The sequence below is a fragment of the Desulfitobacterium sp. genome (genome assembly GCF_982384815.1).
On the sequence record NZ_CEVWNY010000008.1, the window covers coordinates 31,371 to 55,169 of the forward strand.

Genomic DNA, 23,799 nt, shown 5'->3' on the forward strand with positions numbered 1-23,799 from the left:
TTAAGCAACACACATTTCCCGACTAGAAATCTAACTAATTAAACTGTATTTTTTGCTGCTCTTTCCCGCCAAAACCGAATCAATCCCACGTCTTATCGATGTAACAGAGTGCTCAATTAATTCCTTTTCATCCGGTAGTAAATCAATGGGTAAGACCTTTTCAACACCCTGTCGGCCAATGACAGCTGGAACATTCAGGACCAGATCTTTATAGCCCATCTCACCTTCTAAGTGAACTATACAAGGCATTACGCGATGCTTATCCATCAAGATCGACTCTACCATATCTGTTAAGGCAGCAGCAGGGGCATAATAAGCACTGCCGTTTCCTAGCAAATTCACAATTTCCCCACCGGCATGACGAGTCCGTTCAATAATTTCCTGAATCTTTTCTTCCGGTAATAATTGCTGAATCGGTATCCCGTGAACAGTACAATAGCGTACTAGAGGGATCATATCATCCCCATGAACACCCAAGACAAACCCGGTTACATCTTCGGAAGATACATTAAGTTCATCAGCTACGAAATAACGGAAACGTGCCGAATCCAAAACTCCTGATTGCCCAATAACTCTACCCCGTTCAAACCCTGACTCCTTAAAAGCAATATACGTCATAATATCAACAGGATTGCTAAGAATGATCAGCGTACTATTCGGTGAATATTGAACAACCTGCTGGACTACACTGGTCACGATCTTAACATTAATATCACACAGTTCGTTACGTGACATTCCTGGCTTACGAGCAATACCGGCCGTAATAACTACTACATCTGAATCAGCAGTATCTTGATAATTCGAGGTACCCATTACCCGAACACTGGAACGGGTCAAAGGGCTGGCCTCCATAATATCTAGTGCTTTCCCTTTGGTCGGATTTTCGTTTGCTTGGGTATCAAGTAAAACAACATCGCCTAACTCTTTCATAGCCAACATAAAAGCGGTTGTTGTACCTGTGAACCCAGCCCCGATCACGGATATTTTCGCCATGAAATCGACCTCCTTAGGCACGCTCCACGTATTTGCCGTCTCCTGGTTTTCCTAATAATTTGCCTTCAGCCATAATGACTTGACCTCTTAACAAAGTCATGACAGGTTTACCGGTGCATTCAAAACCGTTAAAGGGCGTCCACTTAGCTTTAGAATGAATTGATTCATCCTGAATAGTCCACTTCTTGTTCATATCAACTAATACAATATCCGCATCTGCTCCCACTCGAATGCAGCCTTTTTTCGGGTAAAGCCCCAGTGCCTTCGCTGGATTCTCGCAATACATTTGGACAAATCTTTCCAGGGAAAGTTTATTATTGTTTACGGCTGTCAGCATTACCGCACTTGTGGTATCAATACCAGGTAGTCCAAAGGGTGTTTTCCAAATTGACCCTGAACTTTTGTGCTGCTTAGTCGAAGGGGCATGATCCGAAGCAAGAATGTCAAGTTCACCATTACCCACTAGCTCCATCAATTCCTCAGCTTCTTGGGCTGAACGAGATGGAGGGGTAAACTTACCAAAGGACCCTCTCTCTGCCAGGGTATTTTCCTCAAGGTATAAATATTGCGGACAAATCTCAGAAGTTACGTTAGCCCCACTTGCTTTTGCCTCTTGAACCATACGAACTACATCTGGATTACTCAAATGGGCGATTGTTACATTGGCTCCTGTTTCTTTAGCAATAAAACATACATTTGCTACAGAAACAGCTTCTGCATCTTTGGAACGCCATTCCTGGATTACATGACCATCTTCACGGTTGTTCTCCTTGAGAACTTTTTCATTTTCTGCCGTTATTGCTTCATCTTCACAGTGAACCAAAACTCGTCCGCCAAAGGAAGCAAGTTTTGAAAAGGCACCATAAAGGCTTGCATTATCTTGTCCGGGAACACCATGAGTTGTGCAGGTGAACATCTTAAAGTATGATACACCCTCCTGCCAGAGCTTTTCCAATTCATCATATTGACCTGGCCAGATATGGGCAGCAAAGCCAAAATCTACGAGGGCTCTTTGTTCAAAATACTCCTTATATTTAGCGAAGTCCTCAACCTTAAGGATCGGGCGACTATGCGTGTGTTCAATTACAGTTGTTACTCCAGCCATTGCTGCCGCAGTAGTACCATGAATGTAATCTTCACGCTCAGATTCCCCTAGATCCATAAAATGCACGTGTTCATCAATAAATCCCGGTAACACTAAAAGTCCCTTAGCATCAATGGTCTGCTTAGCATTTCCAAAAGGAGAAGAGCTTATTGCCTCGATTTTTCCGTTGTTAATTGTTAAACAACCTTCAACCTGACCTTGTTCAGTTTGAATTTTTGCATTGACTATTTGAATGTCGTACATAAGTTCCACTCCTAGTTGTCTATATTTTAATAATTTCCACCTTAATTTAGAGGAAGGAATTTTGAGGCACATCAACCTAAAGCTCCTTCCTTCCTCTATTTAAATTTGAATTGAAATCTATATCAATTACATTAAATAATGGTTAATCCACGAGGATGTTTAGTCATACGTTTTGCTCCCTCAGCAGTCACTACAAAATTGTCACCGATCTGAACAGAAGCACCCTTAGCTTTTACTGTAGGATGAATAGCAAGATACATGTTTTCTTGGAGTACCATGTCATCAAAGGCATCGAAATAGGGACGCTCTACGAGCCCGTATCCCTGACCGTGTCCACACAAACGGATTTCAGGGTCAAAGCCGTTCTTGGTCAGCCATTCGTTGCAAGCCGCAAAGACCTCTTTCCCTTTCACACCAGGTCTACAAAGGTCAGCCAGATAATCTTGGAGTACTTCTCCTGCGGCCATAACCTCTACCATTTCGGGGGCAGGTGCACCAACATTGAAGTAGCGATGAAGATCGGCGTAATAACCGACCAGATTAGGCACCTCAAACAAGACGTTCAGAGCGTCACCCTCTTCAATGATCTTGTTCTGATAATGGACATGATGCATAGGTCCCGCCAGTCGTGATGAACAAACAAAGAGGTTTCCAAGATATTCATCTGCACCCATTAACAAAGCTAAGCGATGAAGGTCAGCACCGAATTCACGCTCTAAGCGTCCAGCGTATACTAGTGAAGGAATAGCATAAGCTGCGGCATCGTGCATGTCACAGGCATCCTGCAAAAAACCCAACTCTTCTTTGGATTTGACTGCAACTAGATAATCAAACTCATCGGTAACATCGACAGTCTCTACGCCAGGCAGTCCTTTGAGAAGGTTATTGTAGAAACCTGCTGTGATAAGATTCATCCCGATAAAGCCAAGCTTTTCGCAGCCTTTCTTTTGGATAACTTCCACAGCTTTTTCTGCTGCAAAGGAGTCCGCGTAACAGGCATTGTTGAAGACGGGGATTGCAATGTTATTAGTCAGACCGACTTCCCAAGCTATTGCTTTGCCACCTGCACCGCCGTGGCTGATCATAGTCATCGCACCGTCTTTATCGAAAAGTAGGTAAGTGTAATGAATGGAACGTACCTCCGCAAACCAGCGAACATATTGACAGAGGACACCTTCATTAGCCTGAGTTACAACGTAATCTAACCCGCGCTCCTTCATAAATTCCTTAGCTAGATTCCAGCGACGTTCCATCTCTACCTTTGAGGGTCTACCTTGAAAACGAACATTATGCTCAATTTTAACCATTTTTAATCTTTCCCCTTTACATCAAATTTTTACTACTTCTATTGCTTTGAATACCGCTTCGGCCGTCTCGAAGGTGTTGGCACTTCCGCCGAAATCCTTCGTTCTGGGCCCACCAGTAGTTAAATTGTATTCCACAGCTTTCTGAATGAGCTTAGCACCCATTCTTATATTCTCATCGCCGCAGTCATTACCGATAGTGTCCAGCAACAAACTAGCGGTGAGAATGCTAGCAAAAGGATTAGCAAATCCCTTACCCACTGCACGGGGGAAGGTGCCATGATTGGGACGAAACTGCGGAGTAACCCCGCCGACATCTGCCGTAGGGGTAACACCCATACCGCCGGTAATATATGCGCCGATATCACCGATAATATCGCCAATCATATTCTCACAAGCGATGACGTCAAAGCGATCCGGATCCTTAATCAGATGCTCAGCCAAGGCATCGACCTGGGTGAACTGCAACTCAATATCCGGATAATTGGCACTGATCTCAGTAAAAATTTTCCGATAGAAGTCGAAGCTGGTAACGTTCCCATGTTTATTGCCCAAGGTCACCAGCTTTTTGCCATCCTGACGACGGCCATTGCGGCCGCGAGCAAGTCTGAAACAGGTGTCAGCAAATTTCTCGGTTACTCTACGGGTGACAACAATAGTATCATAAGCAGCATCTTCACCGATCATATGACCAGGACGAATATAAAATCCCTCAGCGAGCTGACGCACAAGAAGTACATCGATTTCCTCGCGATTCTTAAGCGGACATTCAATGCCTCTTAAAAGCTTTAGGGGGCGCAAACCGATACTATTTCCCATGCCACTGCGCAAGAATTGAAGAACCTGCATACCGGTCTTATATCCTGGATATTCAGACTTCGACATCTCTACATCATAGTGACCTGCCGAACCGCAGAGCATAGCGTCAGCCTTAGCAACCTCTTCCCCTAAGTTATCCTCACACATCTTGCCGGTTTTGACTGCATACTCAACGCCTGCATCATAGTATTGAAAATCCAATTCGAATCCACCAAGTACCTCCTGGGCCTTTTGCATTGCTTTGGCACCCAGCGGAATTACATCTTTACCCACTCCATCCAAAGGAATTACCGCAATGTTGTACTTTTTCATGTGTCTTCCTCCTCCCGGTGCTAATATCTAAATCTAAGTTTACCTACACACCCAATTACATAAGTTTTAATAGGTTAGGTAGCCACAGAGCTACTTCAGGAACATAAGTGAAAATCAATAAACTTATCATACTAAGGATAACAAAGGGCATAAGTGCTCGTACCATAGTTAAATAGCTAACATTGAATTTGCCCACACCTGCGAAAATATGGATGCCGAAGGGCGGGGTGTTTGTTCCAATAGCTGTGTTTAAAACAATCAGCAAACCGAATAGTGCGGGATCCATTCCCATTCTTTGAATAACAGGGAATAGAATCGGTACCATGATGACCATAGCGGAGAAGCCATCGATGAACATACCCAAAGTAATAAACACTACGGTAATAATCAGTAAAACCATCGAGTCCGGGACATTTAAGAGCAACTGTCCAACTGTTTGCGGAATCTGGGCAATGGTCATAACCCAGGACATGATTGTTCCTGCCGATATTAAGACTAAGATCATGGTACTGGTCTTAGCAGACTCAATAGCGATTCCATAGATTTCTTTAAGCTTAAAGGAACGATAAACAAACACTTCGATAATTAAAGCGTATACAACAGCTAAAGCGGCAGCTTCAGTGGGGGTAACGAACCCTCCATAAATACCACCCAAAATTAGCACTGGTGCTAAAATAGTCCAAAAACCTTCTTTTAAGCTTTTGAAAAAGACTTTCGAGTTAAACTTGCCAATTACAGGTATCTTATTCTTAACCGCATAAAAGACACCATAGGCAGCTAAGATGACACCGAAAACTATCCCCATGCTAAGTCCGACCAAAAATACGTCCTGTACTGACGTTCCGGTGATCGTAGCATATAAAATCATGGCAACTCCGGGAGGAATTAACGAAGATAAACTACTACTGGTACTGATAAGTCCATAAGAAAAAATATCACCATAATTCCCCTGCCGTAAGGCGACAAGGAAGACACTACCAAGAGCTAACATTGATGCCGTTCCCGATCCGGATATGGCACCAAAAACAAGGGAAGCAAGAACTACTGTTATGGCAATTCCACCTTTGAGATGGCCTACCATTGCCTTAGTCAAATTAATGATTTTGTCACCCATAACACCTCTGGCAATAATATCAGCCAACAGCACAAATAAGGGAAGACTTAACAAGGTAAAGGAGTTAACACCTGAGATCATCCTTTGAACTACAATAGTCGGTTCTACCCCTGTAATGAAAAGGGAAATAGCTAACGCTGCAGGCATAGCTAAAGCTACAAACACGGGAAAGCCAATGAATAACAGAGCGATCATCATGATTACCAAAAATACACCTGTTGTCAATTTATTTCCCCTCCGATCGCTTGTCCAAGCTTAATAATAACAAGCTTTAGTGCATTAATTGCCATGAGGAATACCCCAACGGGAAAGCCTAGATAAACCCACGCCATAGATAGGGCGACATTCGTCATAGTTTGTCCAGTTGTATATACATCGAGAGTCATATTCCAACCGAGATAGGCCAAGTAAGTCAAAAAAACGCAGACAATACTGTAAATAACGATATCTAAATACAAGACCACTTTCTTAGGTAGAAATCTTGCAATCAAATCCATGGTTACATGTCCTGTAGACCTCATCAGCAGGCTTGCACCGATAAAGATAACCCAAACCATAAGATATTGTGTTACCTCGGATGCCCAAGGAACGGTTGTTCCAGCGATTGCACTATACAAGATATTAATAAATAAAATTAATGTTGCAGAAATCAAACCAATGGATACTACACCCTTTTCAATATTGGTTTGAAGATTATCGAGTGCAACAAAAACTTTATACTTGGATGAGTCTTTTACGGTATCACTCACCAATATCTCTCCTTCCGTTATTTAAAGGGTTGGGCTGCGCCCAACCCCTAATTAGACTTCTTTTAGTTTAACTCTTCAATCGCCTTTTTAATTCCGTCTAGAATCTGCTTGCCTTGATCTCCGTTAGTTTTTACGTATTCTTCTTCCATTTTGCTGGTTTGCTCTTTGAGTGCATTAACTAAATCATCAGAGGGTTGAAGGAATTGAACCCCTGGCATATCAGTTCTGGCTTTTTCTGTTGTAGCGTCAACGACACCTGCCGCTGCAGGTGCTGCCATTTCTGAAGCATCAGCAATAATCTTTTGGAGATCTTCGGGGATAGCATCATACCATTTTTTATTAACCATCACAAAGCTTGTTAAGGCAAAATGCTTTGTTTCTGTCATGTTTTCGCATACTTCATAGAACTTGTTTTCATACATTTGAGAGATAGGAATATCTAAGGAATTGATACGTCCTGTTTGTAAGGAGGTATATACTTCAGAAAACGCAATAACATTGGGTGGAACACCTAAGTTTGTATAATATTTTCCGGCAATCGAACTACCAATAACTCGAAGTTTCATATCCTTTAATTGACTTGCTTCAGTTACAGGCATCTTAGAGGAAATTGTTGAATAGCCTTCAAACAAGGGGGCTAAGGCCTTAAAACCTTTGTCGTCACCTGCAGCCATGAATGCTTTAAAAGCGTCCGTTTTATAAAGTTCTAAGAGCTTTTGTTGATCAGTTGGGAAAAGATAGGGAATATCAGGTAAAGTGAAGATCGGTTGGAAATCCGTTACTGAAGTGGTTGGGAAGATAACCATTTCAATTGACCCTGTTTGTAAACCCTCAACTTGTTCCTTTGAGTTACCAAGCTGTGAGTTCGGGTAAATTTGAACAGCAATTTTGCCGTTACTTTCTTTTTCTACATACTCTTTAATCTTTTGCGACACTGCATGACGGGGACTTTGTTCAATTTGAGTATGTCCAATTTTCATGACAATTTGCTTCTCATTTGACCCTGTTTTACCAGTGTCTTCACTTGTACTTTTTGCTGCACACCCGGTGAAAGTAAGACTTAAAGCAAGGGCTACTACTAACCCCAACACCTTTTTCATCAATAATTACCTCCTAAAATTCCAACTTTTAATTCTTAAAGCAACAATTAGGATCACCGCATTTAGACTTTAAAGGCATTCTTCCAAATAATTTTAAGGACATTCCTCCTTATCTAAATTTTCACCAAATAAACATTACGAAGGATTGATTTCTTTAACTCATGCGTTTATTATACATTAAAAATTTTCAGATTTAATTATTGCTAAGAACCAAAAATATGCTAGCTAATTTGTTAATGGGGAATAGGCTTTATTTTGCGGAGTATAAAATATTGCTATTCATTTCACAAATGTGGTAATATATAAGGATGATGGGAACCAGGGAGTGCTGGAAATGTAGCGTAAATAACACAAAAAAGCACCGTCTTAAACGGTGCTTTGTCTGTCTTTGTATGGTGGGTTTGAGAGGACTCGAACCTCCGACCCCCGCGATGTCAACGCGGTACTCTAACCAGCTGAGCTACAAACCCATAAATGGTGCCGATGACCGGAATCGAACCGGTACGGTCTTTAAGGACCGCGGGATTTTAAGTCCCGTGCGTCTGCCAGTTCCGCCACATCGGCAAAATTAACGTTTTTGGAGGCGGCACCCAGATTTGAACTGGGGATAAAGGTTTTGCAGACCTCTGCCTTACCACTTGGCTATGCCGCCAAAGTTATGGAGCGGGTGACGAGATTCGAACTCGCGACTTTCACCTTGGCAAGGTGACACTCTACCACTGAGTTACACCCGCATGAATGGTGCCTTAGGACGGAATCGAACCGCCGACACGAGGATTTTCAGTCCTCTGCTCTACCGACTGAGCTACCAAGGCAAGAGTGGCGACCCCGATCGGACTTGAACCGACGATCTCCTGCGTGACAGGCAGGCATGTTAACCACTACACCACGGGGCCGTACAATGTTAAGTTTGGTGGGCGATGACAGGATCGAACTGCCGACATCCTGCTTGTAAGGCAGGCGCTCTCCCAGCTGAGCTAATCGCCCGCGTCAACTGACGAATTTTAGTATACACAAAAAACGCTTTTCTGTCAAAGGTTTTCGTATTAATTGTTTTTGGTATTTTAAGCAACATTAGTCATTATGCTCAATTTTACTCATTATTCTTACCGGATTAACTTGTATCACAAGATATATAAGTTTCTCCAAAACTACCAGCAAGATTCCTTGTCCGTTTTAATTATCCACTGGTGCTACGTAGCGGCATGGCAGGCTTCTCTGAAATTCCCGGCCAGAAAAGATCCTTCACATATGCACGGGATGACACGCCATCTTACTTTACAAAACTAAGAATCGCTTCTCTCACGATTTTCGCTGCCAATAGGGCCGTGCGCTCGCTGCTATCCATCACCGGCGATACTTCTACCAGATCGAAGCCCACTACATTAAGCTCTCCTAAGGCATGAATGGCCTTAATGATTTCCCGGGAAGTGCATCCCCCTGCTTCCTGAGTTCCTGTACCAGGGGCAAAGGCCGGATCTACTACGTCGATATCCAAAGTCACATAGACAGGCTTACCCTTCAGCTCAGGCAACACTTCCTTAAGCGGTTCCAGTACTTCTTCAACAACAAGATGATTATGCTCCTTGGCAAAGAGAAACTCATCCCGAGTGCCGGAGCGAATGCCAAACTGATAGACCCGCTTAGGTCCCAAAGCCTCAGAAATCTTACGCATTACAGTAGCATGGGAGTTAGTCTCACCGGAAAAATCCGTCCTCAGATCCGCATGTGCATCAAAATGTACCACCCTTAGCTCCGGGTATTTGTCGATGAAGGGTTTGATTAAAGGATAGGTAACGAGATGTTCTCCCCCCAGAAAGACTGGGAACTTACCATCTTCCACGACTTGACGTGAGGCAGCTTCTATCAATTGCAGGGATTTCTCTACATTCCCAAAAGGAAGACTCAAATCCCCAAGGTCACAGTAATTATAGTCCAAAAGATCCCGATCCAAGTATACGCTATATTCCTCAATTCCGATGGAGACATTGCGAATACTTAAAGGGCCCAGACGAGTCCCCGGACGAAAACTCACCGTATAATCCATAGGAATTCCCAGAATTACTGCATCTGCCTCTTCATAAGGAGCATCTGCGCCCATGAAAACACCGGGATTCTCTGTCATCTGCTTAAGACTTTCTTTCGACATTATTTCACCGCTTTCTAAAAGACACCGTACCCGTAATCGTAACCTAATTGGAAGAGGCCTTCTTTTCCTTCACCACATCATCGTAAGTTATAGAACGAGTATGCTTAGTATGTGACCAAGACTTATCCTTACGATTAACAAATCCTAAGAATACGATAGGAATCCAACTGTAGATAAATATGGGGTAAAGAATCAAACCCGCATAGGCTCGCCAAGGTAGGCGTTCAAGAGCCAAGGCTGCTACTGGGTAAACTAGCTGAATCGCCGAAAGAATCTGCCAGCCTGACCAGGGCATAACAACGCTAAAGACTTGAACATAGGGGGCTTGCGATCCAGAAATTAAATTAGTAAACATAAAGAAGGTCGCAATCATAACCAAAGCGGGTTGGAACAAATGGACCGCTGCATCAAAATACATAATTTTGCGTTCCTTGAAGGCCTTGTAGATCAGGGGAAAGAAGTACCGCCCTGCTACATCTACTTGACCTTGTGCCCAGCGTTTCCGTTGGTTCCAGGCTTGGACAAAGGTCAGGGGCTTCTCATCATAAACAATGGCATCATGAGCCCAAGTCGTCCTAATGCCACACACTAAGGCTTTCATGGTAAATTCCAAGTCCTCAGTTAGAGAGGTTGCCCCCCAACCAAGATCCTTCAACACTTTTGTGGATATACACATCCCCGTCCCGCCCAAGACGTTATTAAGGAAGCCGGTATTATAACGGGCCAATTGGAGAAGACGGTTGGAAAGCCAGAAAGTTATGGAGAAGGTGTTAGTAACCCATGTATCATAAGGATTCTTAGAATCTAAGTAACACTGTACGATCTGATGCCCTTGACAGAGTTTGCTATTCATCTCTATAAGGAAGGTTTCATTAACTAGATTGTCAGCATCAAAAATAATGACCGCATCATACTGGCGTTCAAGTTTGAACAAACGATAGAACATCCACTCTAGAGCGTAGCCCTTACCGCGTTTTTCATTGTTAAAACGCTGATGGACAAGGGCCCCGGCATTTTTAGCGATTAAGGCCGTTTTATCCGTACAGTTATCGGCTACAACAAAGACATCATATAATTCTTTCGGATAATCCAAATTCAAAAGATTCTCCACCAAAGGACCAATGACCGCCTCTTCGTTATGCGCTGCAACCACCAAAGCAAAGCTTTTTTCTGGTGTCAAAATCTTCTTCTCGGTTCTTCGAAATAAGCCGAAAAGAGAAAGAATAAAGTAATAAAAAGTCATAAAAATTATAATGACCTGAACAGGAATCATAATCATATTGAATAAGTGAGAACCGGTAACACTAGACAAGATATCCATGTTCCCTACCTCCTTTTAACCTTAACAATAATATCATAGCCTTTTTTTAGACGCAAGGCGAAACATGTCTAATAAAAAAGTCTAATGTCGGGATAATATTGGGACAGAATTTTCCCTATGACTAAGCGGATTAAAGCTCTACATGAAATAAGTATCCATTATGCTTGTCCTAGGCATGTATATGAAAAATATCCTTCCCTTATACCAATTTATTAACCTTATCCTTAGCAAATTTTGTGTTTTAACGCCGGTAGTGAGTTTTTAACCAAAGTAAGATTATCATAGATGCACTAAAAACTAAGAACATAAAGCTTGCTTTTAGTGCAAATCCGATAGAAGACCAATAAATTGTACCCACAGATGTTCCCGTAACCCAGGGGATGGCTGCTCGAAAGACCTTAGCAATACCTTGACCAATGAGCATGAAAAGCCCCAACCCGGAAAGTACAGTGATTACACCAACAATACCTATAGGCGTATCTAACCGCCAGCGACGGGTTAGCTCTTTTCTCATCCAATAAAACTCGATTCTTAACTCCCGAACAAAGCGGTTAAGCATAATAATTCACCTCTTGCTATCAGAATATGTAATAATACTGAATTAGAGAATTTGACCTTTTCCGTATAAAATCTCCACTTTTTGGATACAATTTTGCCAAGGAGGTGGATTCATTTGCCTAGATCCTCAGATGACGGTAAATCCTTCCATTGCGATTTCTGTAACCAGAAATTCCGTTTAATGTACGAAGCAACTCTTCATGAAAAAGAAAAGCACCCTGATAAAGAAAACATACTTTAGTTGATCTAACTGACAGTTGTTGCACATAAAAAGACTGCCCATAATCTGCAATAGATTAAGAGCAGTCTTTTTACGTTAGTCAATGGTGGTTCACCCAGTAAAGGCCATAATAGTTAGCACTGTAACTACTAAAAGTGCCAGAACAAATAAACCTGATTTTACGTCCAGATGCAGCTTATCGAGCATGCAAGATCCCTCCTCTTCCTTTGATATTGGGGAGTTCGATGACATGTTGATATGTTGCAAGAGTTAATGTAAAACCTTCACATCTCCTAGTGTATCTGTTGTCTCTAATTGATATTATTTATCATTATAATATCACAAAACTAAAAATATTCTATATCTTCTGCACAGTTTCAAAAACTATTTTTTCTTGTTGCTTTTCTTACCTTTTGAACTTTCTTCCTTGTTACTAAAACGAGCTAATACCCCAAATAAAATACCGATCACAATCCAAATTAATCCGGGAATTATATGCCCGGATACAATCCTATAGATCCCGGCCACAATAAAAACAATCCCAACAAAAACATACCAGATATTCATCTTCATATTATTTTATCCCCCTCTCCTAAACCCTTTACATATCTCAATTCTACCTGACTCCACAATGCTTGTCATTTAAAAATAAAGCACTGACTCTAAAGAAAACCCGGCATCGCCGAGCTTTAGCGAAGGCGAGGCCGCTGGTTGCCCTTATGCGCCCGCATACTTATACTTTCTGATAAGCCAACAACAAAAAACTGCCAACGACCTCATCTCCAAAGATAAGATAATTGGCAGCCTTTCATCATAACCAATCAGGTTACAACAGAGACAACGATTGTTACTGCTGCGACAACCACAACCAGGATAAAAATTATTGATTTCGAGTTAAGATTATATTTGTTCTGCACACGAAATCCCCCCTTCCCTGCCGACTTGGGGTAGGAGATACTCGGGGTGCAAACACCCTCCTTTCCTATATTTTAGTCCAGTTACCTACTGGGCTACTTCTTGTCGTTGGTCTACGACAGCATCCCGATTAGGTCCAAACCTCATCGCTATATTAATTCGGCACTGACCATAAAAACCCTGCTTCAAAATATGAAATCTTTCCAGATTTCAGAAAACTCCTCCCCTCTCTTCCTCTCAATATTTTCTTATATTGCTTTACCTTAGCCTATGCTTAAAATGCCTTAAACTTGTTAAAAACGTAACTAACTATTATAATTAAATTTATCCATGATTGGTAGATGGCTGCCACCTGTTAAGGTTGCAGCCATCTATAGTTTCTTTACAAGTACACTTCGACAGATTCCCATAAAGCAATTGAAAAGCTTAATTCAATTGCTTCAACGCTTTCAAAGTCGGCCCTTCAATTGGGTTCCCATCAATATCATAGCGGGAGCCATGACAAGGGCAATCCCAGGATAACTCCGCGTCATTCCACTGAACTTCACATCCCAGATGGGTGCAGGTCGTATCTACCATGTGGAGATCTCCTTCCGGGTCCATATAAATTCCCGCCCGCTGACCATCTTTATTGGCAATAACCGCTTCCCCCGGGCTTAGGGTATAGTTTTCCTTACCACGCATAAGCTTCCCGGCAACAAGGTCAAAAGCCAGCTCCGATGTATTGACAACAAAGTTCACCGCAGAACTTAAGGTCACCTCCCGAGCAGGATCATAAACAGGCTGCCAAGGTGATTCACCTTTAACAATCAGGTCTCGAATCAGCATTGCGGTCACGGTGCTATTAGTCATTCCCCACTTGCGGAATCCCGTGGCAAGATAAATATTGGGCCTATCCTTGCTAACCTGACCAATATAGGGAACATCATCCAAGGTCGAACAATCTTGCGTGGACCAGTAATATGGATAATCTTCCACTGTATAAAGTTGTTGGGCAAATTCCATAAGGTTTTTATAATGCTCAACTAGGTTTTTCCCATGGCCGGTCCTATGCCTTTCCCCCACAACCAGAATCCTTTCACCATCGGCAGTGGGTAAGCCCCGTAGGGAACGGGCCGGCTCTTCAGCGTTTATATACATGCCGCCGGGAAAAGACTCCTTGGCCTTAACTACCACAGCGTAGGCCCTTTCCTGATAGATCCTTGCCACGTATAGCCCCGGCAGGATATGAAAGGGATAATGAGAAGCTACGATCACATAATCGGCGGTCACTTTCTTCCCTTGGTCTGTAATAACCGTATAAGGGCCATTTCCCCGGACATCTACCCCTTTGGAGTTTTCAAAGATATGTCCACCCTTTGCTTGGATCATATCCACAAGGGCAAGGAGATATTTGCGAGGGTGAAACTGAGCCTGGTTATCAAAACGCAAAGCCCCCTTGACGGATAGGGGAATCGCCAGCTTGGTATCGTAATGGGCATCTATACCCAATTCCTTGGCAGCTTTTAATTCCTTTTCAAGCTTCTCAGTATATTTATCCTCTTGGGTATAGATATAGGCAGATTGGCGGCTAAAATCGCACTCAATCTTCTCTTGTTCCACCAACTTCGCCACGAACTCAATGGCGGATTCGTTGGCTTCGGCATATTGCCTTGCTTTTTCCTCTCCCATTTGCCGGCTTATTTGAGCATAGATTAATCCGTGCTGGGAAGTAAGTTTGGCCGTGGTGTAGGCTGTGGTGCCATGGAGAATATGATCTGTTTCCAGGACAGCAACCCTTAAACCCTCCTGGGCAAGTAGATAAGCTGAACTGATTCCGGCCATGCCCCCGCCGATTACCGCCACATTGACAGAAATATCCCCCGCTAAAGGGGGGAAGTTAGTTTTGGGAGTAGAATCCAGCCAATAAGACGGTGGCGTTTCAAGGCCCCTTTTTAAATAATACTTCTCATTTTCGTGATGGACTTGCATGAGCTTAGACACTCCTTTTTCGGGCTTTGCACAAGGGTGATATTGCTTAGTTACTAAACACAATGCCTTTTTAAAAGTGTTATTATCTTGCCCTTTTTAAGGTGTTATCACTCATGATAAAGTCAAAACATCCCTCACTTTGTATAGAGCGACAGGTCGTATATGTCATGCTGAGCTATTAGCGAAGCATCTTGACCCATTACGATTTGTTCCGAATCTCACGAAAATGATAATTCCGAGGTACCGCCTGGATGTCTTAACCCTTGCACAAGATCCTCCGCCCCGCTCAGGATGACTTATTAGCTATGCCTTTTTTACGATATTAAAGTTTGATTCCAAGAGCCGCCAATTTTGCGGATAAGGGTAACCCAGGGCCCAATAACTAACACCGCGCAAATTATATTCCTTTACTGCGTCAAACTTTGCCTGGGCACTTCTCGCATCTTCAAACCATACTTCGTGATTGGTTCCATTGCTATCGGTATAGCGGAAAAATGGGGATTCCGCAGCTTTGTCATATTGAATAGTGGCGTTATATCGGTAAGCCCGCCGAACCGCCTCTTGGGGACTAAATGTTTCCGCCTCGTTTCCCTGGACATGGGGTAGTGTCCAATCCCGAGCGTAGATTTGGAACCCCAAAAAGATCTTATTGCGAGGCATAACACTGACGGCGTAATCGAGAACCCGTTTGATTTGATTAAATGGAGAAATCGCCTGTGGCGGTCCTTTTCGATAACCCCACTCATAAGTCATTAAGATCACGAAGTCGGCTATGCGGCCATGGGCCGGATAATCATGGGCTTCGTAAAGTAAACCTCTCATTTCACCACTGGTTTTAGGGGCTAGGGCTGTTGAGACAAAAAAGCCCTCCGGGTGCAAACGATCTACCGCCCGTTGGACAAATTGATTATATAATTGACGATCTGCTTGTAAGACATTCTCAAAATCGATATTTAGCCCCCGATACCCTTTGGCTTTCATTGTACTTAAAACATTCCCTAACAGCCGCTCAGTTATCGCAGGGTCAGCCATCACGGTATGGGCAACACTGGAGCCCGCCTGCTGTGCCGTAAAGTTATTAATACACATCATGGGGACAGCTCTTTGGGCTCGGGCGGCTTGAATCGCCTCTTCGTCCTGGGCAGGAATAAGGGTTCCGTCAGGTTCAATCCCATAAGTAAAAGGGGCTAGGTAGGTTAAGTCTTTGCCGACTTCCTGGATGGGACCGATTGCATTGCTACCTAAATTATAAATATAAGCATTCACTTCTATTGAGGGCCTGCTTGGGAATAGAGGATCGGCACCGGGAATTACCAAAGATGTACCGGGATAAATAAGATTGGGATTTTTGATATTATTGGCACTAATTAAGGCTTGCGTTGTTACATTATACTGCTGAGCGATCTTCCAAAGGGTTTCTCCGGATTTCACTTTATGAGTTTTGGGCGAAGGGGTTACCGGTCGACTTGTGACCTTGAGAACTTGACCTGGATATAAGAGAGAGGGATTAGCAATATTATTAAGTCTAACCAGTGCGTCAACGGTGGTTCCATACTTTTGGGCGATCTTCCAGAGGGTTTCCCCGGGAACCACGGTATGATTTTGCCCTGAAATTTGGTCAGGGGTAGGTATAATCAGTGCTTGACCGACAAGTACACGATTGGGGTCGGGTAGTTCATTCAAATTGGCAATTTCCCGGGAGCTCACACCGTAAGTCCGCGCAATCGAGGATAGATCTTCACCCTGTTTAACAACATGGATCAGCATTACCTGGCCTCCTTTCCTTATTAACTCTATTCCCCGACCTATCCAAATGTGTTCTATCCTCAGTTATTTACGCCATGATTTTACATATTCCTCCATAACTTTGTGAAGAAACTTGCCGATCTCCAAGTAATACTCATCTTTAAGATTGGCCAGCGATATCCGTATAGACCACTCCGGTCCCTGAAACCCTCCCCCATTCAAGAGAACAATAGAGGATTCTTCCGCTAATCGCAAAAGCACATCAATAGGCTGATAGTTATTCCGAAGGTACTCTGCGAACTCACTTCCATAATGATGATTGGCCCATTCAAGAAGATCAAATTCCGTATAATAGGCCGCGTCATAAGGATCTTTTCTTAAATCCAAGCCAAGTCCTTCAAAAAGAAGCCTTTGACGGCGATGGCAAATAGCAAGGGTTTGCTGTTTATATCTATTCACCTTATCCTGTAAAGCAAAAATCGCAAAGAACGCCATTTGCACCTGTTGAGGTGTCGATAAACCGGCTGTATGGTTGAGTGCTACTTGGCGGCTATCTGCGACAATCCGGTCAATAAATGGAATCTCTTCCGGGTTTGTCGAGATGCCCGCATACCGAATCCTTAGCTCCTTCTTTTTATCTGCGGGTAATTCTCTTAATAACTTATCAAATACGTTTTCATGATGGAGAGCAATAGTTCCCAACCGCCAACCAGTAACCCCGAAATACTTCGAGAAGGAGTAAACGGCAAGCGTATTATAGGGCAAATCCGCCATCAGCGAACGGAACCCTTCCACAAATGTTCCATAGACATCGTCAGAAATAATCATTAGGTTCGGATTATCATGTTTGACAATCTTAACCAGCTTTTTTACGCTTTCAGGCTTGAGCGCCACCGAAGGCGGGTTGCTGGGATTGACGATAAATAAAGCTTTAATGGAAGGATCACATAGCTTAGCTAACTCCGAATCAGGGTACTGCCAAGTATGAGTGCCGTCAGCCGTTAACTCATCGGCATTGATCATTACAACCTTAAAATCGTAGCGGGGCAAATGAGGAATTTCCAGATACGGTGTAAAGATCGGAGTCATGATTGCAATCTTATCCCCAGCAGACAATAATTCGTTGGCAAGCAAGGAATCAAAGATATAGCACATAGCTGCCGTAGCTCCTTCGACAGCAAATAAGTCAAATCTTCCGGTAGGCGGCTTATTGTAGCATAGTTCCTGAATCAGATAACTATGTATAACTTTCTCAATCAGCCTTAACATACGATCAGGCATTGGATAATTATCACCAATAATTCCATCGGTTAACTCATGTATCCATTCATCCGGATCAAAACCTTCCTCAACGACTCCATAATTATAGATCTTCCGAAGCAGCTCAGTCCCGGGGGCGTTACTATGCTTTTCCAAATAATCTAGGAAACGCTCGGCAATTCCGGCTTTATTAGGCATGCCGGCCAAATCATGATCGTTCCAAACTCTTCTGCACTCGCCAACAGCAAAGTGTCCGAAGGTAAAAAAAGCCTCCCTCGGTGTTGCCGCAATCCAGTTGGGATTACCCCTACCTGCATCTAATAAGGTTCGTGCACTTTTTTCTCTTTGCCCATTTGCTAATTGTATCAACTTAGACTTTAATTCGAAGGGGCTGATTTTGCCATATACCTTTTCGATTTCTTGTCTCTGAATGTTCAACTTATCGATGTCTACCACTTCCCTAATAATTGTTCAAAGGTATATTACCCCCCCATTTCAAGCTCTATCCAATTTACCTATCGATGTTGAACAAAAGTTATCCCCTCCATAAGGGATACACCGTCTAAGCCTATGATCTCATGAATTACCCGCTCCAAGTTAGCTTTTTTAGAAATACTAATCTTAAATTCAACCGGTATGCCGACTGAGTCGTTCATCGGCAGAACTGATACATGTTTTATAGCCATCTGATTTTTGCTTAAAATCTCGCCGATTTCCCTAATCTTGCTTTCTTTAGTAATCCTAAGCTTTAGATGTTTCTGATTCTTAAAGAGTATTTTTTCAAAGAAACCGTCCAAAGTTAAAAAGACAAATAAAGTGGTCACTAAGGCCGAAATATACATGCCCGTTGCCACAGCCATCCCAATGGCCGCCACGACCCAAATACTCGCAGCAGTAGTTAACCCCCTTACCGAATTCCCTTCCCGCAAGATAGTACCGGCACCTAAAAAGCCTATTCCGGTAACAATATTGGCGGCAATCCGGGCAGGATCTTTGTTTACATAATTAAAGGATGTAAAAGCATACATCGAAATAAGCGTTACCAAAGCCGAGCCCAGAGCGACTAAAATATGAGTTCTCAAACCCGCAGGCTTATGGATTTTTTCCCTCTCCCAACCGACAATTCCACCCAGAATACATGCTACAAGCAACCTCAAAGTTATCTCGTATTCATTAATAATCATCCAAGCACCCCCTAAAGCTAATATGTACCAAAAATAATACTTTAGTAAATAGATTATAACATTTAACTTCATCTTACGTAGGAAAAAAGCAAACAGACCATCCCCTTAGATGGCCTCTTCTGTTGCATAACCCTATACGCTATTACTACTCATAATAATCCATGGTTGAAGTGACCTCAAAGCCACAAGAACGATAAAGATTTAGCTGTACTTAGTTAGGCAATTCCTCAACATTCTTTGGTTTTTTAGCCCTGACATTCTTTATGCCTGTATAAATAGCCACGATTGAAAAAATAATTCTTAAAGCAACCTCAGGTAACATATGGGCCAAGGAACCGCCCAAAAATGTACCAGGTAGAATGCCCACTACTAAACCCGGCAATATTTTCGTGTGAACATTCCCGTTGCGCCAATGAGTAAAGGCACCGGTTGCCGATGCCGGAATCATTGCCAGTAGAGAAATCCCTTGGGCTATCTGTTGACCCATACCTGCAAAAACTACCATAGCCGGCACCATGATAGAACCACCCCCGACTCCCATCATCCCGGAGAGGAATCCGGTCAAAGCACCGATGCATAATAAGATAATTGTTTTTTGCCATAGTGTTGACGAAAGAGAAAATTCCCCGATATATGGCTTCAGCAACAAAAGTATAGTTACAAAAAACAGAAAATATCCAAAGGATCTTTTGAGTTTCCATTCCGGAAGGGATGTCGCATAACGGGCTCCTATTCTGGCAGTAATCATTGCGGTAGAAGCCAAAATCAGGGCAGGTATCAGCTCAATGGAACCGCTTAAGGAATATGTTACAGCACCCGAGATCCCCGTAAAGACCACACCGACCAAGCTCGTACCGTGAGCCATATGTTGGTTGATTTTTAAGATACCTACCATAAGAGGGATCATGATGATTCCGCCGCCCAAGCCAACGAGTCCGCCGAAAAATCCCGATAATAGACCAATAACCAAGCCAATCAACAATATATTCATCTAATTCAACCTCCAGATTTATGTAGCACATAACAATAACATAACCAACATCGCATGTGCTTCATTATATCATTGGCAGTTTAAAATTTCTCTCCTGAATCTCCCAGGTGGGGCTGCGCCTCATAGTATGTTTCACCGGACATAGTGCCAGGCCGCGGTCCAAGTATCATCACCGATGGAACCGACCCCAGATGTCTTGCATGACGATATGTTTGCTACTCCCTAAAAAGTCAAAAGACCATCGTAACAATGGTCTTTTGCACTTACCTGGCAACACGAAAACGTAAGCAGCCCATCCCTAGCCTCTATCAATAAGATGACCAGCCACCGTCTACTACAATAACCGTTCCATTTACAAAGCTGGAATCTTCAGTCGCCAAAAACAAGGCCACCTGAGCGATTTCTTCAGGCTTTCCGGTCCGGGGATTGGTACCCATGCCTGTCATTTGGCGGGAGATACCAAACTGGTTAGGATTCGTAATCGTTGAACCGATATTAGTCTCCACCGCTCCCGGAGCGATAGCATTACAGCGAATACCTTTCTGGGCATACATAAAGCCGGTATTTTTGGTGAAGCCGATCACTGCATGCTTAGATGCAGTATAGGTTGCTCCAGCCCGTGCTCCATTTAAACCGCCTGCCGAGGCGATATTTATAATGACCCCGCTTTCTTTCTCCAAGAAAATCGGAAGCACCTTGCGGGTTGAACGCATAACACTGGTAGTATTGACAGCAAAAACCCGTTCCCAATTCTTATCTTCTATATCGGCAGCCGGTTCAAAATTATCCATAATTCCCGCATTATTCACGAGAATATCAACTGTACCATAGGTACCGACAGTCGTATCAACTAAGGTCTGTATATCTTCTTCCAAGGCAACATTGGTTTTGATGGCAAAGGCTGCAGCACCCTTTGCCTTGATTTCATCGGCAACCAAATTTGCCCCTTCCAAATTCAGATCAGACACAACAACCTTAGCACCTTCCTTAGCGTAAAGGAGAGCAATCTGTTTCCCCATTCCGGAAGCCGCACCGGTCACTATCGCTACTTTGTCCTTAAGTTTCATTTAGTTTCCTCCTCAAAGAAAATTATTTGCTTCCTCTACCTTCACCCGATGTTTTTACACATTCTTATCTTTATCTCTAACTACTATCCCCCTTTAAACACTCAATAATAGTACCCATTATTTAGAATACTTATTAATTACCCTATTTTACCTTATTATTTGGATAATGGCTATAGTTAATTATCTTTTCCGATTAGGAGACTCTCCACATTATAGAGAACCTCACAATCACATATTCCGCCATTCTTTTTAAATATCTCTAAGATATCGTTGATTTCTCCGCGACTTAGCTGCATCTGTGTAAGGATCTGGCGACTAAAACGATAGGTGTGATCACAGCGGTTACCCTCTAACTTTTCATTGAGCCGGTAAAAGAACATGCGGTGAAAAAGCATGCCCAAAACCTCGGCATCCTTGTTTAAGCTTGCTTTCTCTGCACTAAAAAGAGCATCATATTCCAAATTCGCCGACTTCACCCCATGGACCAGACGGCGATTAACTTCTTTCTCGATTTCTTTTCGATTCTTCAGAACAGGTTCCTCAGGCAATATTTCATAAATCATAATAACACCCCTTATAAATAAGCGTAGCAAAAACAGATATCTGTCAAAAAGGTTATCATTTTGTCTAATGATTACTTTAGTATACTCAAAATTACTAATCTTATCTAAAATGCTGCTTGAATCCACTCGCTTATTGCTCTTCAAGAAAGCAGATCATTTCTAAAACCCGATTTTTCCGGTCATCGTCCAGCCGTTCCAAATAGGAATTCAGAAATCTCCGCATAGTCTGCTCGGCCATCGGCAAATATACGGCTTGCCTATCTTCTTCGCAGGGGTGTCTTTTGATTAGTGCTGCAACCTCTACATCACCCAGCAAATCCAGCACCTGAATGACCTCCTCTTCCTCCAGCAAGGCATCGGTAAGCAGGTCTTCCAAATCGTCAAAGGACTTAACTTGCTCTTTGATGAGCTGAAGTTTATCCTCAAGACTGCGGCAAACAAGCAACTCGTCAATCAACTTGCGATATTCTTCATCGTCCATCTTATAACCGGTCGAAAAAATGATTTTGGGGACTGAATCAGGATCGAAGGGAACTACGAAGATTTTATCCAAAGTGTTTAGCTCCAATCCTTGAGAGATATCAGCAAGAATTTGGGGAAGGCTTTTTGCTACATATTCCCTTAGGAAAGTATCATTAATGTTTAACTCTTCCAATACCTGCACTGCAGCTTTGCTGATCTTCAAAGCCCTTGCTTCAGAGCTGTCTTGTAATAGTTCATCATGCAGGCGTTCGATATCCGCACAGGAAATGGCCAAACTAAGAACGCTGCGCTTAGCTAGGGCACATGCCAAAGCGGAAGTAAGAACCTGTTGAAAGATATTGATCAGCAAATTTTCGTACCCTTTATCATATCCGCAAAGCAAGTGATGAACAGCCTTTGCAGAAAACTTTATGCAAAATTCATTTTCGAGCCGTAAACTTTCCAAATACCTGTTCATGAACTCTACACCCGTCAGTTGGTTTATAGGGTTGCACAGTTGATAATCAATAGATGCGGGAATTTCGTGGGCTTCATAATCCGGCTTGTAGGATAAGAAAAAAAGTCCCAACCCCTCTTCGCTGAGCGTGGCATTATAGGTGTAGTTTAAGGTGGACAACGGATTATTTTTAATTTGTTCATAAATACCCTGAGTATCCGCCACCTTGGTCGTGATTAATTTTCGCCCACTTTGGTAAATTTCCTCAATTCTTACCGTTTTAAGTTCATTGATCGCCCTGGTGGTTTCTCCTAAGTGTTTCAAATATAGGCCCATGGTATAAAGATTGGATTTCATAATACTTTCGGCGACTTCAACTCTTATGGAACTACTTTCCCCGCCATTGTATTTTTGGCATTTATACGCTAAGAATCTAAAACATTGCAGTTGAATCTGCTCCACTTCGGAATTCGTAAAATATCCCTGAGCCGATCCTACCTGAAGAAGGGCTGTAAAATAAGCTTCACTGCTGAGATCGGATGAGATATAGATCTGCTGCTTCTCAATATCTGTCTTCATCTTGCTCATCTTCTGGAACCTCCTCATCTTCTGCAGGGTATTCCCAGTAATTCGGGGCATAACCAAATCGCAAATTACTGGCCATATTGTTAAGTTCCCGCCCTGACAGCAGCTCCAACGATCCCTGACAAATCCCGTTGAAGCGACTGCTCATAAAATGAATCAATTCATCATCACTCAGCAAATCGAGAGTCCCATTCTTATAGTAATAAAATATTTCTACAAGTTCATGGAGAGTTTCCGCATAGTTATGGTTAGAGATATAAGGAGAATGGCAGAATTCACGAATTATCTTTTGAATAACTCCTCCCCCGAATTCAATTCGACCGTTGCTTTGCAAGGCATAGGTACGCGTTTCCACCAGTTCAATTGCCTGATAATAAGACAAGGTGAGGCCAAATTGGGCAGTATATTCATTACACTTTTCAATATCTATTACTGCCTGTTTTTGGATCAGTACGGACGCTAAGCTCATCATTTCCAAAGCCACCTTGGGTCACCTCCATCTGATCTAAGATTTTGGAGCTAAAAACTTTTTCAAGTTTGCCTATTGACATTGATTTGCAAATATGATATAGTTAAATAGGATAATTATAATATTGCTTAAATTATTTAGT

Annotated in this window: 21 protein-coding genes and 7 tRNA genes; 1 reads left to right on the top strand and 27 read right to left on the bottom strand. The window is 42.7% G+C overall.

What is annotated here, in order from left to right:
• Positions 1–30 precede the first annotated feature (30 nt).
• From mdh to AC1U9U_RS02815, 17 genes are all read right to left on the bottom strand, one after another.
• A complete protein-coding gene (gene mdh, locus AC1U9U_RS02735; protein WP_479959019.1) occupies positions 31–993 on the bottom strand; it encodes a malate dehydrogenase in 963 nt (320 codons plus the stop codon).
• A 13-nt stretch (positions 994–1,006) separates the two neighbouring features.
• Positions 1,007–2,341 carry a dihydroorotase gene (gene pyrC, locus AC1U9U_RS02740; protein WP_479959020.1) on the bottom strand — a complete coding sequence of 445 codons (1,335 nt, stop codon included), beginning with the start codon at positions 2,339–2,341 and terminating at the stop codon, positions 1,007–1,009.
• Between the two features lie 131 nt (positions 2,342–2,472).
• A complete protein-coding gene (locus tag AC1U9U_RS02745; RefSeq protein ID WP_479959021.1) occupies positions 2,473–3,648 on the bottom strand; it encodes a M24 family metallopeptidase in 1,176 nt (391 codons plus the stop codon).
• 21 nt (positions 3,649–3,669) lie between these two features.
• On the bottom strand, positions 3,670–4,776 hold the full coding sequence (locus AC1U9U_RS02750; RefSeq protein WP_479959022.1) for an isocitrate/isopropylmalate family dehydrogenase: 1,107 nt from the start codon (positions 4,774–4,776) through the stop codon (positions 3,670–3,672).
• A gap of 55 nt (positions 4,777–4,831) precedes the next feature.
• Positions 4,832–6,115 carry a TRAP transporter large permease gene (locus tag AC1U9U_RS02755; RefSeq protein ID WP_479959023.1) on the bottom strand — a complete coding sequence of 428 codons (1,284 nt, stop codon included), beginning with the start codon at positions 6,113–6,115 and terminating at the stop codon, positions 4,832–4,834.
• The gene (locus AC1U9U_RS02760) at positions 6,112–6,639 is read right to left on the bottom strand and encodes a TRAP transporter small permease (protein ID WP_479959024.1); all 528 of its coding nucleotides are present in this window, start codon (positions 6,637–6,639) and stop codon (positions 6,112–6,114) included. The genes AC1U9U_RS02755 and AC1U9U_RS02760 overlap by 4 nt, the downstream gene beginning before the upstream one ends.
• 62 nt (positions 6,640–6,701) lie before the next feature.
• Positions 6,702–7,739 (bottom strand): TRAP transporter substrate-binding protein, encoded by a 1,038-nt coding sequence (locus AC1U9U_RS02765; protein WP_479959025.1) that lies wholly within the window; start codon positions 7,737–7,739, stop codon positions 6,702–6,704.
• Between the two features lie 393 nt (positions 7,740–8,132).
• Positions 8,133–8,209, bottom strand: a tRNA-Val gene (locus AC1U9U_RS02770).
• A 5-nt stretch (positions 8,210–8,214) separates the two neighbouring features.
• A tRNA-Leu gene (locus tag AC1U9U_RS02775) sits at positions 8,215–8,303 on the bottom strand.
• 14 nt (positions 8,304–8,317) lie between these two features.
• Positions 8,318–8,391 (bottom strand) — tRNA-Cys (locus AC1U9U_RS02780).
• 7 nt (positions 8,392–8,398) lie between these two features.
• Positions 8,399–8,473: transfer RNA gene (locus AC1U9U_RS02785), tRNA-Gly, on the bottom strand.
• A gap of 5 nt (positions 8,474–8,478) precedes the next feature.
• Positions 8,479–8,554: transfer RNA gene (locus AC1U9U_RS02790), tRNA-Phe, on the bottom strand.
• 5 nt (positions 8,555–8,559) lie between these two features.
• A tRNA-Asp gene (locus tag AC1U9U_RS02795) sits at positions 8,560–8,635 on the bottom strand.
• A 15-nt stretch (positions 8,636–8,650) separates the two neighbouring features.
• Positions 8,651–8,726: transfer RNA gene (locus AC1U9U_RS02800), tRNA-Val, on the bottom strand.
• 286 nt (positions 8,727–9,012) lie between these two features.
• Positions 9,013–9,888, bottom strand: a complete 876-nt coding sequence (gene speB / locus AC1U9U_RS02805) for an agmatinase (RefSeq protein WP_479959026.1) — start codon at positions 9,886–9,888, stop codon at positions 9,013–9,015.
• A gap of 43 nt (positions 9,889–9,931) precedes the next feature.
• Entirely contained in the window at positions 9,932–11,209 is a 1,278-nt protein-coding gene (locus AC1U9U_RS02810; RefSeq protein WP_479959027.1) for a glycosyltransferase family 2 protein, read from the bottom strand.
• A 241-nt stretch (positions 11,210–11,450) separates the two neighbouring features.
• Positions 11,451–11,768, bottom strand: coding sequence for a hypothetical protein (locus AC1U9U_RS02815; protein ID WP_479959028.1), 318 nt, complete (start codon positions 11,766–11,768; stop codon positions 11,451–11,453).
• Between the two features lie 114 nt (positions 11,769–11,882).
• Here AC1U9U_RS02815 and AC1U9U_RS02820 point away from each other — a divergent pair, with 114 nt between their 5' ends.
• The gene (locus tag AC1U9U_RS02820; RefSeq protein WP_479959029.1) at positions 11,883–12,008 is read left to right on the top strand and encodes a hypothetical protein; all 126 of its coding nucleotides are present in this window, start codon (positions 11,883–11,885) and stop codon (positions 12,006–12,008) included.
• A gap of 363 nt (positions 12,009–12,371) precedes the next feature.
• Here the strand turns inward: AC1U9U_RS02820 and AC1U9U_RS02825 are convergent, their stop codons facing one another.
• The 10 genes from AC1U9U_RS02825 to AC1U9U_RS02870 form a co-directional block, all read right to left on the bottom strand.
• Positions 12,372–12,560 carry a hypothetical protein gene (locus AC1U9U_RS02825; protein WP_479959030.1) on the bottom strand — a complete coding sequence of 63 codons (189 nt, stop codon included), beginning with the start codon at positions 12,558–12,560 and terminating at the stop codon, positions 12,372–12,374.
• Between the two features lie 768 nt (positions 12,561–13,328).
• The gene (locus AC1U9U_RS02830) at positions 13,329–14,873 is read right to left on the bottom strand and encodes an FAD-dependent oxidoreductase (protein ID WP_479959031.1); all 1,545 of its coding nucleotides are present in this window, start codon (positions 14,871–14,873) and stop codon (positions 13,329–13,331) included.
• A gap of 303 nt (positions 14,874–15,176) precedes the next feature.
• Positions 15,177–16,640 carry a glycoside hydrolase family 18 protein gene (locus AC1U9U_RS02835; RefSeq protein WP_479959032.1) on the bottom strand — a complete coding sequence of 488 codons (1,464 nt, stop codon included), beginning with the start codon at positions 16,638–16,640 and terminating at the stop codon, positions 15,177–15,179.
• 63 nt (positions 16,641–16,703) lie between these two features.
• A complete protein-coding gene (gene aspD, locus AC1U9U_RS02840; RefSeq protein ID WP_479959042.1) occupies positions 16,704–18,326 on the bottom strand; it encodes an aspartate 4-decarboxylase in 1,623 nt (540 codons plus the stop codon).
• 68 nt (positions 18,327–18,394) lie between these two features.
• Positions 18,395–19,063: an MgtC/SapB family protein gene (locus AC1U9U_RS02845; protein WP_479959033.1), complete on the bottom strand. Its 669-nt coding sequence runs from the start codon at positions 19,061–19,063 to the stop codon at positions 18,395–18,397.
• Positions 19,064–19,274: 211 nt separating this feature from the next.
• Positions 19,275–20,054 (bottom strand): sulfite exporter TauE/SafE family protein, encoded by a 780-nt coding sequence (locus tag AC1U9U_RS02850; RefSeq protein ID WP_479959034.1) that lies wholly within the window; start codon positions 20,052–20,054, stop codon positions 19,275–19,277.
• A gap of 308 nt (positions 20,055–20,362) precedes the next feature.
• A complete protein-coding gene (locus tag AC1U9U_RS02855) occupies positions 20,363–21,121 on the bottom strand; it encodes an SDR family oxidoreductase (RefSeq protein ID WP_479959035.1) in 759 nt (252 codons plus the stop codon).
• Positions 21,122–21,297: 176 nt separating this feature from the next.
• Positions 21,298–21,684 carry a DUF2695 domain-containing protein gene (locus AC1U9U_RS02860; RefSeq protein ID WP_479959036.1) on the bottom strand — a complete coding sequence of 129 codons (387 nt, stop codon included), beginning with the start codon at positions 21,682–21,684 and terminating at the stop codon, positions 21,298–21,300.
• 130 nt (positions 21,685–21,814) lie between these two features.
• A complete protein-coding gene (locus AC1U9U_RS02865; RefSeq protein WP_479959037.1) occupies positions 21,815–23,191 on the bottom strand; it encodes a DUF6179 domain-containing protein in 1,377 nt (458 codons plus the stop codon).
• On the bottom strand, positions 23,166–23,672 hold the full coding sequence (locus tag AC1U9U_RS02870) for a DUF6323 family protein (RefSeq protein WP_479959038.1): 507 nt from the start codon (positions 23,670–23,672) through the stop codon (positions 23,166–23,168). The genes AC1U9U_RS02865 and AC1U9U_RS02870 overlap by 26 nt, the downstream gene beginning before the upstream one ends.
• Between the last annotated feature and the right edge of the window lie 127 nt (positions 23,673–23,799).